Annotated in this window: 10 protein-coding genes and 1 pseudogene; 4 read left to right on the top strand and 7 right to left on the bottom strand. The window is 58.7% G+C overall.

Annotated elements, in window-relative coordinates:
* Positions 1-238: 238 nt before the first annotated feature.
* From B2590_RS19290 to B2590_RS17040, 3 genes and pseudogenes are all read left to right on the top strand, one after another.
* Positions 239-1,051, top strand: a pseudogene (locus B2590_RS19290) (PAS domain-containing protein); the annotation flags it as partial.
* Positions 1,049-1,579 (top strand): methyl-accepting chemotaxis protein, encoded by a 531-nt coding sequence (locus B2590_RS19285; protein ID WP_407070157.1) that lies wholly within the window; start codon positions 1,049-1,051, stop codon positions 1,577-1,579. The pseudogene B2590_RS19290 and the gene B2590_RS19285, both read left to right, overlap by 3 nt.
* An 80-nt stretch (positions 1,580-1,659) precedes the next feature.
* Positions 1,660-2,262, top strand: a complete 603-nt coding sequence (locus tag B2590_RS17040; protein WP_036202760.1) for a hypothetical protein — start codon at positions 1,660-1,662, stop codon at positions 2,260-2,262.
* Positions 2,263-2,303: 41 nt separating this feature from the next.
* Here the strand turns inward: B2590_RS17040 and B2590_RS17035 are convergent, their stop codons facing one another.
* The 7 genes from B2590_RS17035 to xdhA form a co-directional block, all read right to left on the bottom strand.
* Complete coding sequence (locus tag B2590_RS17035) at positions 2,304-3,116, bottom strand: substrate-binding periplasmic protein (protein WP_286812024.1); 813 nt, start codon at positions 3,114-3,116, stop codon at positions 2,304-2,306.
* A 67-nt stretch (positions 3,117-3,183) separates the two neighbouring features.
* Positions 3,184-5,106 carry a methyl-accepting chemotaxis protein gene (locus tag B2590_RS17030; protein ID WP_286812025.1) on the bottom strand — a complete coding sequence of 641 codons (1,923 nt, stop codon included), beginning with the start codon at positions 5,104-5,106 and terminating at the stop codon, positions 3,184-3,186.
* Between the two features lie 111 nt (positions 5,107-5,217).
* Positions 5,218-6,606, bottom strand: a complete 1,389-nt coding sequence (locus B2590_RS17025) for a uracil-xanthine permease family protein (RefSeq protein ID WP_286812026.1) — start codon at positions 6,604-6,606, stop codon at positions 5,218-5,220.
* 70 nt (positions 6,607-6,676) lie between these two features.
* Entirely contained in the window at positions 6,677-8,032 is a 1,356-nt protein-coding gene (locus B2590_RS17020; protein ID WP_286812027.1) for an 8-oxoguanine deaminase, read from the bottom strand.
* A 171-nt stretch (positions 8,033-8,203) separates the two neighbouring features.
* Complete coding sequence (gene xdhC / locus B2590_RS17015; protein WP_041334460.1) at positions 8,204-9,082, bottom strand: xanthine dehydrogenase accessory protein XdhC; 879 nt, start codon at positions 9,080-9,082, stop codon at positions 8,204-8,206.
* A complete protein-coding gene (gene xdhB, locus B2590_RS17010; protein ID WP_278366711.1) occupies positions 9,067-11,433 on the bottom strand; it encodes a xanthine dehydrogenase molybdopterin binding subunit in 2,367 nt (788 codons plus the stop codon). Before xdhB ends, xdhC begins: the two co-directional genes overlap by 16 nt.
* Positions 11,426-12,985 carry a xanthine dehydrogenase small subunit gene (gene xdhA, locus B2590_RS17005; RefSeq protein ID WP_286812028.1) on the bottom strand — a complete coding sequence of 520 codons (1,560 nt, stop codon included), beginning with the start codon at positions 12,983-12,985 and terminating at the stop codon, positions 11,426-11,428. The genes xdhB and xdhA overlap by 8 nt, the downstream gene beginning before the upstream one ends.
* Positions 12,986-13,265: 280 nt before the next feature.
* Here xdhA and B2590_RS17000 point away from each other — a divergent pair, with 280 nt between their 5' ends.
* Complete coding sequence (locus B2590_RS17000) at positions 13,266-13,955, top strand: TetR/AcrR family transcriptional regulator (protein ID WP_041334465.1); 690 nt, start codon at positions 13,266-13,268, stop codon at positions 13,953-13,955.
* The last annotated feature ends 161 nt before the right edge of the window (positions 13,956-14,116 follow it).

The following is a 14,116-nucleotide window of genomic DNA, read 5'->3' as shown; positions in this document are numbered from 1 at the left end:
CCTCGTGCCAGCAAACCGTCAACGAACGCGACGCCACACCCTGGAGCGGCCCCTTCTGGACGCCCTGTGTGCCCTGTTCCAGATCCGTGACCAACTAGGGGAAGACGGGCATTCAGCAGTGCGCTGACAATAGCCGGTAACTGAGCTAAAAATGTACTGCAATTGTTTCTTACAGTTCGTTACCTTAACTGTACCTTAAGCTACTTATTTCCCCGATGGGTTGAGCATATATTGAGCAATGTGCTGCTTCATCCATCAGGGAGAGAATGTCATGTTTGGGCGCCATCGTATTGCGGAATTGACGGATCAGTTAACGGTCTCCAGGGGCGAACAGGAGAGGATTCAGCAAACCCTGAATGCCATTGCCTCCCAGATCGGGTATATCGAGTTCAGCCCTTCGGGAATTGTAGAGTCTGCCAATGATATCCTGCTATCCATTGTCGGGTACGAGCGCCAGGAGGTCATTGGCAAGCACCACCGGGCGCTGTGTGACTCAAGCTATACGGCGTCGTTGGAATACCAGCACTTCTGGGAGGATCTCGGGCGCGGTATCAAGAAACAGGGCACATTCCCCCGCTTTGCCAAGGATGGTCGGCGTGTCTGGCTGGAGGCCACCTATTTCCCCGTCACCGATGAGGACGGGAAAGTCTTCAAGGTCATCAAACTGGCAACAGACGCGACTGCCGCCCAGGACAAAGTGGCGGATGATACCGCCATGCTTGATGCCCTCGACCGCTACATGGCCGTCATCAAGTTCACGCCCGACGGCACGATACTGGAGGCCAACGAGAACTTCCTGGCCACCACCGGCTACGCCAAGGACGAGATCATCCATCAGCACCACAGGATGTTCTGCTTTGATGATTTCTATCGCGATAATCCGGACTTCTGGAAGCGGTTGGCTCATGGTGAGAGTTTTTCAGGGCAGTTTGAGCGCAGAGACAGGAGCGGCAAAAGTATCTGGCTGGAAGCCACCTACAGCCCTGTGCTGGATGCTGGCGGGCAGGTATACAAGGTGATCAAGTTTGCCTCGGACATTACCGCGCGGGTGAACAATGCCCGTGAGGCGGCCGACGTTGCCGCCGCCACTTCCGAGGAGACGTCACAGATTGCTGCTGAAGCCACTCGAGCTCTCAACCTTGCGGTAGAAACCTCGGAGTCGGCACTGATAGAGGTGGCTAGCGCCACTGAAGTCAGTCGGGATCTGGAAATTCAGGCCGAGCAGATTGGCAGTATTGTCAGCACCATTCGCACTGTGGCAGAGCAAACCAACCTGTTGGCCCTGAACGCTGCGATCGAAGCCGCCCGTGCCGGCGAAATGGGGCGGGGGTTCGCGGTGGTGGCCGACGAGGTGCGTAAACTGGCTGCAAAGACTGCTGAATCCCTGGAAGAAATTTCCACAGTGGTGGGCAAGAACAGCCACTTGATTGAGTCCCTGCGCGCGAATATGGACGGGGTGTCAACGCTTTCACGCCGCAGCTCGGACGAAATCTCCGGCATTGCTACCGGTATTCAGCAGGTGGAAAAGGGCATGACGGATCTGGCGGCGGTGGTGGCGCGGTTGAGTAGCGAGGGGTGATCTGTTTCGGAGATGGGGTTGAAATCCTGGTGTATCGACAGAACGTGTAAGCGCATAAGTCGGCTGAACCAGGAGAGCAAATGGAATACATAAGCCCCATCAGCAGCGCCGTCATGGCGGTTATCTGGATCGTCTATTTTCAGTTGTTCCTGATCCAGTATCAGCGTAATAATCGCCCCTATATGGTTATTCACCATGCCCAGAACGAGAACCCGGACGCCCTGTGTCTGCTGGTGAATATGGGCAAGGAAACCATCCATGTGCAGTGTGTGCAGGTGGTGCTGCAAACCCGTAGCGGTGAAGAGAGAACCCTGACCGTTACCGAGTATCGCCGGGTTGGGGCAGACGACAGCAATGTACACCAGGTTCTGCGGCAGGGGCCGCTGCAGCCAGGTGGCTACCTGGTGCTGGGGTCGTTCCGCAACATCATCCTGGGCCGCCGAAGTGACGATAGCGACAGTGACAGCGACTACCTGTTCGAGGATGTTACTGCTGTAGAAATTCGGGCCGCAGTGGTTCACGGCCCCAGCCGCTATGCCGTGGGTGTACGCCGGCGCTTCTGGCTAAGACATGACGGTGCATCGGAAATTTTCCCCCGCGATATCCACAGTGAACAGCTCAACCGCAGGCGTCACCGGCATGAAGTGCGCCGTTGGCTGGAAACGGAGCTGTGCCCTCAGTAGCCGTGATCAGTTCGGGCCAGAATACGGCGAGAGGGTCAGTGTCACTGAGTGTTTTTCGCCTTTTGCCGTTTGAGAAAGTCCACTTTCCATTGCTCCATGCCAAAGTACTCGGTGCCAATGTTGGCCTCTACCCGATGCTTGGCCTTGATCGCCGCGACCTGTTCGTGGCGCTCATCAAGAAAACTGTCGAAGCGTGGCAGCAAATCCCCATGCCTGATCGTTGAAAGCCGGTAGGAGCTTCGGGTATGCGGGAGGTTGGGGTCGAACACGAGAACGCCCGGTCTTACCCGAACATTGTTGATGTGGTGCAGGGCGACCACCACGTTGTAGTAAGCGCCGTCGCTGTTCTTCAGCAACGCCTGGTGAATCATTTCGGGCAGGCTGTCGCTGGGCACCGGAAGTATCTGTGAGGCTTCGATCTTTTCCTCGTATCCCCGGGCCGTCCAGCCATCGACAAGGCCGATGCGTTTGAGGTGGTCCCCATCCAGGCCGAGTCGCCGCGGAGACACCAGAACGCCGTCAACATATTCCACGACGGGGCGGCTGTAGCTGATCCTGTCCTCGGTTTTTGCCGAACGGGCCCAGTCGGGATGATCCGGGTACTTGAAGTCCACCTCGCCTTCAACGAGGGCCGGCATCAATTCATCGACCGGCAAGGGTTTATAGATGAAGGTTACGCCGGCATGTTCGGCGAAAAGGTCCAGTAGTTCACGGGCGAAGCCATTGTATTGGCCTTGTTCGTCAACCCCGTAATGGGGCAGGAAGTTTCCCTGTTCTACCCCAACCACGTATGTCTGCGCAGTTGCCTGGGCGGTCCAGGCAAACAGCAGGCAGGCGGCGAATATCTGTTTCACTGATGGCTCCCTCTAGTTAGTCGTTGTTGGATGAGCTGTATAGCGCCCGAATCTTTTCTTCATTAAGTCAGTCTTCACGGTCGAGCCGGAACGCTTTCATTTGAGCTTCAAGCTTTTCCGCCATCGCACGTAATTCTTCAATTTCACGGCTGGCTGCCGTCATGTCCTCACTCGAACGTGCGCTGAGATGAGAGATGTCCTGAACGTTTGAGCTGATCTCCTCGGTGACGGAGCTCTGTTCTTCGGTTGCTGCAGCCACCTGGTGGCTCATCTCTACAATCCGGTCCACGTTCTCGCCGATTCCATCCAGGGCTTTGCCCATGCTGGCGGAGGTACTGACGGTTTCTTCGGTGGCTTTCTCGCTTGTGGCCATCGTCTCGACCGCACGCTCGGAGCCCTCCTGCAAACGCTCGATAATGGTTCGAATTTGCTTGGTAGATGATTGCGTCTTCTGTGCAAGGCTGCGAACTTCGTCAGCAACCACCGAGAACCCGCGCCCATGTTCGCCGGCCCGGGCCGCTTCGATCGCTGCGTTCAAAGCCAGTAGATTGGTCTGATCGGATATGGCATTGATCACTTCGATCACCTGGCCAATATCCCGCGCTTCGGTAGCCAACTGCTGGATCGCCGAGGCCGATTCGCGGATGTTATTCGCCATTCCCTCGACCTGGGCGATGGAACGCGACATGCCTTCACGAATGTCACTGGCGCTGTTGCCGACCTGCTCCAGCTGGTTTGCCGTTTCCGTGGCGCTTTTGGCAATCTCCTGAACCGTGGCTTCCATCTCGCACACCGCCGTGGCGACGGAGTCCGTCAGGCTGCTTTGTTCCTTGGCCCGGTCGGTGTTGGCCGTCATCACAGTGGAGGTTTGATCGACAAAGGCCTTGAGCCGGATTGCCGTCTCCAAAAGACCCCGAACCATCTCTCGTTGTGCCCCGACAAACTGGTTAAACCCGGTCGCCAATTGGCCCAGCTCGTCTTTGCGTTCAACCGCCAGTTCCTGGGTGAGATCGCCGCCACCCTTGGCAATTTCGGTCAACGCCCGAGTGATTTTCGTCAGTGGCTTCGTCATGCGAGTGGCGACCAAAGCTATGATGCCGAGGAAAACAAGAGCCACGAGGACGCCGACGAGCAAGGAGGTCTGGTTGGCCCGGCTGGCTTCGCCGTAGATCTCGGTAGACGGAACCTCTACAACGACACGCCAGTCCGTGATCGACAGAGGCAGGCTGGCGGCGATGAAGCGACGGCCATCACGATCAAACTCGGTCAGATGGTATGTCGGGTCTTTCAACAGTTCGGCGGCGGCCGTTGGAGAAATAACCTTCGATAGGGGCTGATCTGTTTGCTGCAGGTCAGGATGAATGTTGACCTGGCCGGTTTCAGACACCAGGTAAACGATACCGGTTTCACCAAAGCGGAATTCCCTGATTCGCTCAGCCATCTGATCAAGCCCGATTCCAACGCCGGTTACTGCGATAGCCTCGCCGCCATCCTCCATGCGGGCATTGATGAAGAGGGTAGGTTTACCCGTCGCTTTGTCCACGTCCAGCGATAGCTCCATCGTCTCGCCGCTTTCCAGGAAATTATAGAACCAGCGGTCCGCCTGGGGAGTCACCACCCTGTCGATGCCCTGATGGGTGTAGTAGTTGCCCGTGTTTACCGACACGAAGTGTGCGGAGGCGGCCTCCTGGCTGCGTCTGACCCCCTCGAGATACCGGGTGGCGGGGGCGAGCCCCTGCTGTGGTTCGTTGTCGCCTATCCACTCTTTGAGGTAGCTGTTCCCCGCGATCAGCCGTGACGCTGTAATAGGCGCCTGGAGGTCACGCTCAACGGAATTTGCTATGGCCTCCAGGCTGGATGGCAGGGCGGAGTTGAGCAGGTATCGATCAAGAAGCCCGCGCATCTGGACGATATTAAGGGAAACCAGCAGCAACGTGCTGGCAAGCAGTGCTGCCCCCATTCCCATGATTAGCTTTAGGCGAATGCTCATCGGTACTCCTGGGCGATTGCGTATTGCTGTCCGACGAAACGCCTTCTCTTGTCCCTCCCTCCTTGAGTGAAATAACGGCGTCCAAGGGGCTCTCCCGGCCCCTCCGGATGTTCAAAGTGAATCAGGTTTTATCACAGTGCTTTCTGTCCGTTCAGCGTCATCGGGCGCCGGTTTATGGACTTTTGGAAGAATAAGGTTCAACGCGATGGCGGTAATGGCCCCGGGGATCAAACCGGATTCGATCATCGCTTGCAGGTTTTCGGACAGGTTGGCATAGAGCCCTTCTTGCGCCGGAAAACCCACCGCGATGGTCAGCGAGGTGCCAATGATCAGCATGTTGCGCTTGTCGAACGGCACCTGGCTGAGCATCTTAATGCCGGCACTGGCGATCATACCGAACATCAGCAGTACCGCACCGCCGAGCACCGCGTTAGGAATACTGGAAACGAGACCGCCGAGCTTTGGCAACAGGCCGGCCAACACCAGGAATCCGCCGCCAATCGCCACCACATAGCGGCTAACGACGCCCGTCAATGCAACCATGCCTACGTTCTGGCTGAAACTGATCTGGGGGAACGCATTGAAAACAGCGGCAAACACGCTCGCGATGCCATCGGCCATGACGCCGCCGGAGAGTTCCTTCTTGGTGGGTTCACGGTTCAGCCCGCCCGCGGTGGTGCCCACTATATCGCCGATGGATTCGGCCACGGTGACCAGCGACAGCACCACCACGGGGATGATGGCGGCCATATGGAACTCGATACCAATGCCCAGCGGGGTGGGGAACGTCACCCAGTCGGCATCGCCCACCTTGGAGAAATCGACATAGCCAAAAGCCGCGGCAGCAACGAAGCCAACCAGCAAACCGGCCAGTGGGGCAACTTCACTCCAGATACCTCGGCCGAACTGGTGAAGCCCCACGGTGACGACGAGAACAAGCGAGGCCAGTCCGATGTGATGGGGGGCGCCGAAATCCGACACGCCGAAACCACCACCGGCGTAGGCAAGACCAACGGGCATCAACAGAATGCCCAGCATCACGACAAAGGTTCCAGTCACCACTGGCGGGAACAAAAACCGGAACCAGGGAAGAAACAACCCCATTAGCGCCATCGCGACGCCACCGCACAACGCTGCTCCAAGGGCGGCGGGCAACCCCATGCCGATGGCTATGGGAATCAGGACCGGTACGAATCCGAAGCTGGTCCCCATAACAATAGGAAGGCGAGCACCGATGGGCCCCAGGCCCAGGGACTGCAACAGAGTAGCGATGCCAGCGACAAACATCGCGGCCTGAACCATAAAAGCCGTCTGATCGGGAGGCAGGTCCGCCGCCCCGGCGATGATGATTGGCACGGTCACGTTGCTAACGAACATCGCCAGAACATGTTGAATGCCCAGCGGTATCGCACGGCGCAAGGGCGGCATGGAATTAACGTCGCGGGTGCTATAACGGTCACCTGGACCGGTATCTGGCCGTTCGGATGTACTTGTTGTCATGAGTCTCTCCTAGGTGTTGTTTTTGTAGGAATGCCTGACTGTTGACTACCAATAGCTCTACAAAGATTTTCTAAATAGCTCTCCTTAGTTGGCGGGCTGCTTCATCATGGCGTGCCATCAACGCGTCAAGATCGACGTCGCAGGGCAGGCCGCCGGTCACTCTCCAGCGCCCGGCGACCATGACCCGGTCAGCGCGTTGTGCACCACACAGCAGCAACGCCGCCAGTGGATTCTCCGCGCCTGAGAAACGCGGCTCATCAAGTTTGAACAGCGCCAGGTCAGCCTGCTGGCCTGGCTCCAGTCCACCGATATCGGTTCGTCCCAGGCAACGGGCCGAGCCTTGCGTTGCCCAGCGGATGACGGCTTCGTGTGTTACCTGGCTCGGCGAGTAACGCAGGCGGCCCAGAAGCAGTGCCTGACGCATTTCCGAGGCAAGGTTCGAGTGGTCGCTCGATGCTGATCCATCGACCGCCAATCCGACCGGTGAGCCCGCCGCTTCGAGTTCCAGGGTCCGGCACAGCCCTGAGCCCAGAACCATGTTTGACGAGGGACAGTGAGCGATGCCCGTGCCTGCACGGCCAAGGCGCTGAATTTCGTCGTCATTGAAATGAATGCCATGGGCCAGCCACGTGCGATCGGTGAGCCAGCCACTGTCCTCGAGATAATCCAGCGGGCGCATGCCAAACAGCTTCTGGCAGTAAGCGGTCTCATCTTCGGTTTCGGCAAGATGGGTGTGGAGGCGAACGTCGTTGTTCTCTGCAAGCCGCCCGCTCTCGCGCATCAATGCCCGGCTGACTGAAAACGGTGAACAAGGCGCCAGGGCGATGGTGGTCATGGCCCCTTCAGCACGCTGGTGGTAACGGTCGATAAGACGCTGGCTGTCATCGACAATGGTTTGCTCGTCCTGCACCACGGTCTGTGGCGGCAGACCGCCATCGTCGCGCCCGACGCTCATGGACCCGCGAGTCAGTGCCGCTCGAACGCCGAGGCGCTGGGCGGTTTCGACCTGGCAGTCAATCGCGTTTACCAAGGCACCGGAAAAGACGTAATGATGGTCCGCTACGGTGGTGCATCCCGACATCAGCAGCTCGACCATCGCCAACTCGCTGGCCAGGGCCATCTGGCTGTCGTTGAGATTGGCCCAGACATCGTAAAGCGTGGTCAGCCAGGGAAATAACTCTTTATTGAGCGCGGGGGAATAGGCTCGGGTCAGGGTTTGGTAGAAGTGATGGTGGGTATTTACCAAGCCGGGTAACAGGACATGCCCGGAAGCATCAAAGGTCTCGTTAACGGGCTGGTGAGGTTGCTGCCCCCTGGCCACTTTTTCCACAATTCTTGTTCCCGTGACGACAATACCGCCGGCTGCGCCTGGGTCAGAGCAGGCAAGCGGATTGCGAATCCATAATCTGTGGTCTGTTCCGGTCATTCCTACAGCTCTTTGTTGTATACATTATGACCGATAACTTCGTACAAATATGTATTACTTGTCAAGTAAAATTGTGAGCAAATTGAACTTTTAATGACAGGGTATCTGCCGGGCCGGCGCTCAGGCGGGCGCCGGCCCGGGGTTGGCAGCGATGTCAGGTTGTCTGCTGGGTTACGTTTTCTGGCCCGCGACTTCAACCTCGTTTGGCTTAACTTCTTTCGTAAGCGCTTTAAGAGCCCCCCAGGAGAGGCCTCGTTTTGATGGTTTCTTGGCCGTGTCGGAAGCGACCAGGCTAAGAAGCTCGGCGGAAATGGACACCGCGACTTCCATGGGCCGCTTACCCGGGATGTCACTGCGCCCGACGGGGCACCGGATGCGGTCGATATCGGCTTCGGTATACCCGCGGTGAGCAAGGCGTTGGCGAAAACGCTCCGCCTTGGTCTGCGAACCGATCAGGCCGATCGTGCGCACATCGTCCCGTTTCAGCAGCGCCTGGCAGAGGTCATAATCCAGTGCGTGGTTGTGGGTCAGAATCAGTACATGGGCGTTGCTGCACAGTTCGGGAACGTCCCCAACCGGGTCGTCGGTGCAATGAACCGTGGTGTTGTCGGGCGTCCTGTCCGGAAAACATTCCTGCCGGGAGTCGACCCAGGTGATCTGCCAGGGCAAATCACCCACGATACGCATCAGGGCATGGCTGACGTGACCCGCACCAAAGACCACAAGGCGGGCATCGCCGCCGGACTGGGCCTCCAGCAGGACCGCCACGCTACCACCACAGCATTGTCCAAGGCTGGCACCCAGAGGGAAGTGTGCCAGCTCGTAGCTGTATTCGTGGTTTGCCAGGCGCTCGCGGGCGCGGGCGATCACCCGGTATTCCAGGTGGCCGCCGCCGATGGTGTCGTAGCTGTGTTCCCGGGTGACGACCATCTTACTGGCCGGCTCCCGTGGTACCGAGCCTGTTACGCCCAGTACCGTGACCAAAACATAGGGGTGACCGCGACGTTCGCAGTCAGCAACGGCTTGGATCCAGGTCAGGCGTTCTTGCATGACGGTTCCCCCTGCGCTGCTACCCAGCGCTCGGTTGCTGTGACAGCCTGGAGCACCCGCTCTGGTGTCGCAGGCGTGTCCAGGGGCGGGCTGTAGCGATAGTCCGCCACGCTCGAAACAGCGTCACGCAGGGCAGACCATACTGCCATGCCCAGCATGAGTGGCGGTTCGCCCACAGCCTTTGAACGGAATACGGTGGCTTCCCGGTTGGGGCTGTGAGGCAGCAGGGCCACCCGGAAATCCGGTGGCGCGTCTGACACAGCCGGGATTTTGTAGGTCGCCGGGCCGTTGGACAACAGTCGGCCTTCGTCGCTGTATACCAACTCTTCGGTGGTGAGCCAGCCCATGCCCTGAACAAAGCCGCCTTCAATCTGGCCAATGTCCACGGCCGGATTCAGCGACTGCCCCACGTCGTGAAGGATGTCCACCCGCATGGTCTTGTACTCTCCGGTGAGGGTGTCAACCACCACCTCTGCGCAGGCAGCCCCGTTGGCGTAATACAGGAAGGGCCGGCCTTGACCGGTTTCTCGGTCATAGTGAATCTTGGGTGTACTGTAGAAACCGTTGGAAGACAGAGAAACCCGCGCCATGTAAGCCTGCTGCACGAACTCCGCCCAGCCGAACTGCTGCTCACCGACATGGACCTGGTTGTTTTCAAACCGTACCGAGTCCGCGCTCACGCCGTAGGTTTCGGCGGCAAACTCGACCAGGCGCTGCTTGATTTTCTCGCAGGCATCCAGGGCAGCCATGCCGTTCAGGTCAGTGCCCGAGGAGGCAGCCGTTGGTGAAGTGTTGGGCACCTTGTCGGTCCGGGTCGCGGACACTTTTACCCGGTCCAGGTCTACCTGGAAGGCCGCAGCCACGACCTGGGCTACCTTGATGTAAAGCCCCTGGCCCATTTCGGTGCCGCCGTGATTGAGGTGAATGCTGCCATCGGTGTAAACGTGCACCAGTGCGCCAGCCTGGTTGAGGTGCTTCGCGGTGAATGAAATGCCGAACTTCACCGGTGTCAGGGCCAGGCCCCGTTTCAGGACCGAGTTCTCTTTGTTGAACCTGGAAATCTCGGTACGACGCTGACGGTAGTCCGAGCTGGCCTCGAGCGTGTCGATCAGGTCCGGTAAAACGTGTTGCTCGACGGTTTGACCATAGTGGGTTACATCACGGCCAGGCCCGTACAGGTTGCGCTTGCGCACATCCAGCGGGTCCATGCCGAGATGGCGGGCGATATCGTCCATTGCCCGCTCAATGATCATCATGCCCTGGGGGCCACCGAAGCCTCGGAAGGCGGTATTGGACACCGTATGGGTTTTGCAGCGGTGGCCAACAACACGCGCCTGCCCCAGGCTATAGGCGTTGTCGGAATGAAACATGGCGCGGTCGACGATGGCATCGGACAGGTCCGGCGAAAAGCCACAGCGTCCGGCCACCATGATGTCGGCCCCCCGCAGTACACCCTCGTTGTCGAAGCCAATGTCATATGTGTTGAAAAAGTCGTGTCGCTTGCCCGTTTGTACCATGTCGTCGTAGCGCGCCATCCGGTATTTAACAGGCCGCCCGGTGCGTCGGGCAAGCAGGGCCGAGATACAGGCCAGCGGTGCAGCCTGGGTTTCCTTGCCGCCGAAGCCGCCACCCATGCGCCTTACTTCCACCTGGACTTCATGAATGGGGAGGTCAAGGACTTCGGCCACCAGCTTTTGCACCTCGGAGGGGTGCTGGCTGGAGGTATGAACAAACACGCCCGCGTCTTCGGTAGGCTCTACCAGGCACGCTTGTCCTTCCAGGTAGAAATGCTCCTGTCCGCCAACGTGCATCTGGGCCTGTAGGCGATTTGGCGCTTCGGCAAGCGCTTTATCCGGGTCGCCCCTCAGCTGGGTATGGCTGGGGCGCACAAACAACTGCTGATCAAGCGCGGCCTCCGCGGTCAACGCGGCAGGAAGGGGCTCGTAGCTGACTTTCGCAAGTCGGGCCGCCTGGCGGGCCGCGCGATGACTCGTTGCCGCAACGGCAAACAGCGGCTGGCCCACATGTTCGACCACATCTCCGGCCAGAACCGGATCGCCGGGAAAGACCGGCCCGATGTCGGTATGGCCGGGCACGTCCTCGACGGTCATGACCGAAACCACGCCGGGGTAGGCCCAAACCTCGCTGAGATCCATGGCGGTGATACGGGCGTGGGCGTGCGTACTCTGGCCGACGGCCGCGTGCAGGAGTTCTGCGGGCTCGGGGAGGTCGTCTATATAGCGGGCCTGTCCACGAACGTGCTTCCAGGCACTGTCATGAAATGCCTGGGTGCCTGTCAGCCCTTTCGCCGTTGTGGTGGGCCGCGGAATATTGGGAGGTAGTTTACGCATAGTCAGTCACCATGAGGGGCTGGTTTGTTGTTGTGGTGTCTTGAGTGCTCTCCAAAAACGCGCGGCGCAGCAGGTTGCCGGCTACTTGCAGGCGGTAGGCTGCGGACCCCCGCACGTCTGTCATGGGTTCAAATTCGAGTTCCAGTGCGGCAATGGCGGCCGCAACCGTGTCTGCATTCCAGGGCTGGCCTCGAAGCGCCGCTTCAGCACCACTGGCCCGCTTTGGCGTTGCCGCCATCCCGCCAAAGGCCAGTCGGCAGTCCTTGATTGTGTCGCCGTCGCGCTTGAGCCAAAAGGCACCCAGCACTGCGGAAATGTCGTCATCAATGCGCTTGGAGACTTTGTAGATGAACAGCTTTTCGTCAGGTGCCGGGTTGGGGATCCAGGTGCCCCTAATGAATTCGTGAGGCTGGAGGTCGGTCTGCTTGTAGCCGTGGAAGAAGTCCTCAAGGCGCAGGCGCCGGGTACCATCAACGCTGTCCAGGTCGAGCTCTGCGCCCAGTGCAATCAGCGCGGGCGGCATGTCACCGATTGGCGAAGCGTTCCCGATATTGCCCCCAACAGTCCCGCGGTTGCGGATCTGGCGTGAACCCAGGCGCTCCAGCATCGGCCCGAAGTGCGGCCAACGCTCCTCGAGCTTATGGAACATGGCGCGGTAGGTCACCCCGGCTCCGAGATAGATCCCGTCTTCGTCCTCTTGGATCTCCTGCAACTCCTTGATGCCACTCAGACCGATCAGGTGATCAAGGTCTTTGAGCTGTTGGGTGATTTCAAGGGACAGGTCGGTGCCGCCGGCAATCAACCGTGCCTTGGGAAACCGACGGCGCAGCCCACGAAGCGCGTCCAGAGTGACTGGAGCATCGTATCGGTAGCCGTGATCGTCGGTGAGTTCGCCTGCCGTATTCTGCACGCTTAACAGGTCGGCGATCATTTCGGGGTTCTGCAGCCAGGCTATGCCGCTAAGGCCCGGCGCGGGGTTGTTCGGAGCCGCGCCATCCGGGCCGCTGAGCGCACTGCTTCGGCTCAGAACGGCGTTACCGGTGCCGGGCTCCCACGTTTGCACACAAGCCCGACGCCCGGCCTCGATGATTGGCCGGTAACCCGTGCAGCGGCAAAGGTTGCCGGACAGCGCCTCCAATAAGGCGTCGTCGTCGGGCACGGAACCGTTGGCCGCGCTTTCTGTATGCAGGGCGAACAGCGACATGATGATGCCAGGCGTGCAGAAGCCGCACTGGGCTCCGTGACACTCCACCATCTCCTTCTGTACCGGGTGAGCTGGCTCCTGGGTTAGCGCGTCGACGGTCACCAGATGTTTGCCATGCAGGCTTCCGACGAGCGCGATGCAGCTGTTCACGCTGTCGTAGCGGAGTTGCCCGGACTGCTCAGGGTCGGGCGATCCGATCACCACGGTGCAAGCCCCGCAGTCACCCGATGCGCAGCCTTCCTTGGTGCCTGTCAGTCGCTTCCTGGTGCGCAGCCAGTCGAGGATGCTGAGATTCGGGTCGACTTGGTTGAGTTTTTGTAGTTGGCCGTTCAAGTAGAATCTGATCACAAATTTTCCCGCTCTTCTGCACTTGCGCCTGTCTCTTTCTGCTTTTCTCTTTGTTTAAGACTGAGCATCAGAGTCATTGGCGTAAGCCCTTGATTGATTTCAGTAGTTGCACAGGCGATGCCGCATCACGGATGCCAAAAGTCACATGGGCCCGTTATTCTTTTTACAATTTCCTGACCAAATAGTCCAGTTTTTTGTGTAAAGACTATTCCTTTGATTGCCGCACAGAGATCGGCTATCGTCGGAGCCTCGACGTTCCAACCTGAAGCTACTCGACACCATGACCCGTCAAATCGAACCAGACTTCCCCGAAACGAAGCGAGCAACGTCATCAGACAGCAAGCGCAAGAAAGTGCGCCCGGGCCGAATTCGTGAGCGCAATCGTGAGCGTATTCTGATGGCCGCGGAAAAGGAGTTTTCCCAGAACGGCTTCGGAGCAACCACCGTTCAGAAGATTGCGGACAGGGCGGGGCTGCCGAAATCCAACGTGCTTTACTATTTCAGCAATAAAAAGCGCATCTACTACGCGTTGATGGATGACATCATGGGGCGGTGGAACGAGGTGTTTTCGAAGATACAGCCAGAAGATGACCCCGCCACGACCCTGGCCAGTTTTATTCACGCCAAGGTAGAGCTATCCAGGACCCACCCCCTGGCATCGCGCCTGTTTGCGCTGGAAATCATTCAGGGGGCGCCGGTCCTCAAGGAGCATCTGTCCACGACCATGCGGGAGTGGGTGCAGGCGCGAGCGGGTGTGATTCAGCAGTGGATCGACGCGGGGCGAATGGCGCCCGTTGATCCGGTGCAACTCATCCTCCTGATCTGGTCATCCACGCAACACTACGCTGACTTCCAGGTCCAGATCCTCGCGATTGAGGACAAGAGCGAATACACCGAAAGTGACTTTCAGCACGCCGCGGATTTCCTGACGTCTGTCATCCTGCGCGGTTGTGGCCTCGCCGAGCCTTAACGCCTGACTCCGGAATGCCTGGCATACCGCCCGTCGTATGCCTTCGACGGCGCTCGGTTATGAAAATTTCCTGACTTATTGGTCAGTTTTTTATTGACCAGGCTACCAATCCTGTTTAAATTTCCCTGAGACACGCAATCCAATCGTCGCCAACAACACCA

It is taken from the genome of Marinobacter sp. UBA3604 (assembly GCF_002375325.1).
GTDB lineage: Bacteria > Pseudomonadota > Gammaproteobacteria > Pseudomonadales > Oleiphilaceae > Marinobacter > Marinobacter salarius.
The sequence above is the reverse complement of the archived record's forward strand: the minus strand, read 5'-3'. Positions and strand labels throughout refer to the sequence as shown.

Excerpts from the sequence above, each read along its gene's own strand:
- B2590_RS17040 (WP_036202760.1), top strand. The coding sequence starts at position 1,660 with ATGGAATACATAAGCCCCATCAGCAGCGCCGTCATGGCGGTTATCTGG.
- B2590_RS17030 (WP_286812025.1), bottom strand. The coding sequence starts at position 5,106 with ATGAGCATTCGCCTAAAGCTAATCATGGGAATGGGGGCAGCACTGCTT.
- B2590_RS17025 (WP_286812026.1), bottom strand. The coding sequence starts at position 6,606 with ATGACAACAAGTACATCCGAACGGCCAGATACCGGTCCAGGTGACCGT.
- B2590_RS17020 (WP_286812027.1), bottom strand. The coding sequence starts at position 8,032 with ATGACCGGAACAGACCACAGATTATGGATTCGCAATCCGCTTGCCTGC.
- xdhC (WP_041334460.1), bottom strand. The coding sequence starts at position 9,082 with ATGCAAGAACGCCTGACCTGGATCCAAGCCGTTGCTGACTGCGAACGT.
- xdhB (WP_278366711.1), bottom strand. The coding sequence starts at position 11,433 with ATGCGTAAACTACCTCCCAATATTCCGCGGCCCACCACAACGGCGAAA.
- B2590_RS17000 (WP_041334465.1), top strand. The coding sequence starts at position 13,266 with ATGACCCGTCAAATCGAACCAGACTTCCCCGAAACGAAGCGAGCAACG.